The organism is Streptomyces sp. NPDC058650 (assembly GCF_042717315.1).
Taxonomy (GTDB): Bacteria; Actinomycetota; Actinomycetes; order Streptomycetales; family Streptomycetaceae; genus Streptomyces.
Genome location: NZ_JBHXRL010000094.1, coordinates 1 through 1,066, shown reverse-complemented (window position 1 = coordinate 1,066; position 1,066 = coordinate 1). Strand labels below are relative to the sequence as shown.

Below are 1,066 nucleotides of genomic sequence, written 5' to 3'. Positions count from 1 at the left end.
GCACTGACCCGGGCCGGTGTGCGAGCGGTCGAGCTTCCGCCGGACTGAGCCGCGGCAACGGCAGTGAGCTCGCCTCGAACGGTTCAGTCGAGCGGCGCGGCACCGTCGGTCGGGATGAGCGCCGTCGCGAGCGTGACCGCGCGGCGGCCCTCGCCCTCGGCGGTCAGGTAGGGCGCGAGGAGCTCGCCGAGGCCCGCCTGGATGGCGGCGAGGTCATCGGTCGTCACGTGCAGGGTCGTCTCGCCGAAGCCGAGGAAGTCGCGGAACCGCGGATCCTCGGCCGCGCTGGCCCGGTCGAAGCTCTCGCCGAGGTGGGCGAGGAAGGTCAGGAACGCCTGCTGCAGCTCGCGCGAGCCCATCTCGAGCAGTTCGTCGTGATCGACATGCGCCATCCGTTCACCGAGCGCGAAGGTGCGCTCGACGGCGCCGCGCACCCGCCGCTCTTCGACGACCGTGAGCACGTCGGCGTCGACGAGGGCGGCGATGTGCCGGTAGAGGGTCGCCTGAGCGACGTCGGGCAGGGCGCTGCGCAGGCTCGCCGTGGTGATCTCGCGCGTGCCCACCTGCTGGATGATGCGGAGGCGGACAGGGTGCATGACGACGTCGGCGATGGGCGACGGGTTGCGCATCGGTCCTCCAAGTGATTATTCTCACGGTGAGAACATTCTCATTGCTCTCAATCGAGTATGCCACCGAAGGGATCCGCTCCATGATCACCGCCCAGATCGAAGTCTCCGGACTCTCGAAGCGCATCGGCGACGTCGAGGCGGTGCGCGACGCCACGTTCGTCGCGGCGCCCGGCCGCGTCACCGGCTTCCTCGGCCCGAACGGCGCCGGCAAGTCGACGACGCTCCGCATGCTGCTCGGACTCGCGCGCCCCGATTCCGGCACCGCACTCATCGGCGGCCGACGGTACGCCGAGTTGGCCGACCCGACCGGCACTGTCGGGGCCGTGCTCGACCTCGCCGGCGCGCATCCGGCGATGACCGCCCGCGGGCACCTGCGCGCCTACTGCGCCCTCGGCGGGCACGGTGCCGAACGCGTCGAAGCCGTGGCCGAGCTCACC

Annotated in this window: 2 protein-coding genes; one reads left to right on the top strand and one right to left on the bottom strand. The window is 71.3% G+C overall.

Features of this window, described 5'->3' with window-relative positions:
- Window positions 1-83 precede the first annotated feature (83 nt).
- Window positions 84-629 (bottom strand): helix-turn-helix domain-containing protein, encoded by a 546-nt coding sequence (locus ACFWWU_RS37505; protein WP_384153776.1) that lies wholly within the window; start codon window positions 627-629, stop codon window positions 84-86.
- An 80-nt stretch (window positions 630-709) separates the two neighbouring features.
- Between ACFWWU_RS37505 and ACFWWU_RS37500 the strand changes: the two genes are divergently transcribed.
- The coding region (locus ACFWWU_RS37500) for an ATP-binding cassette domain-containing protein (RefSeq protein WP_384153773.1) at window positions 710-1,066 on the top strand (357 nt) is incomplete at its 3' end.